The sequence below is a fragment of the Neisseria sp. P0006.S009 genome, from assembly GCF_051962915.1.
Taxonomy (GTDB): domain Bacteria; phylum Pseudomonadota; class Gammaproteobacteria; order Burkholderiales; family Neisseriaceae; genus Neisseria; species Neisseria subflava_E.
Genome location: NZ_JBQCUV010000032.1, coordinates 1 through 231, shown reverse-complemented (window position 1 = coordinate 231; position 231 = coordinate 1). Strand labels below are relative to the sequence as shown.

Below are 231 nucleotides of genomic sequence, written 5' to 3'. Positions count from 1 at the left end.
ATCCGTATTTAGTCATCAAACCCCTGCGCGGCAACGTGCAAACCCGCCTGTCCAAACTCGACAACGGCGAATACGATGCCATCATCCTCGCCGCCGCCGGATTGCAGCGTTTGGAACTGGACGAACGCATCCGCCTGATCCTCTCCGAAGCCGACAGCCTGCCCGCCGCAGGACAAGGCGCGTTGGGCATCGAAATCGCCGCACACCGCACCGACCTTCTCGACGTATTGA

Annotated in this window: 1 pseudogene; it reads left to right on the top strand. The window is 60.6% G+C overall.

Annotation, left to right across the window (positions count from 1 at the left end):
- A pseudogene (locus tag ACTHTK_RS10350) lies at positions 1–231 on the top strand (hydroxymethylbilane synthase); the annotation flags it as partial.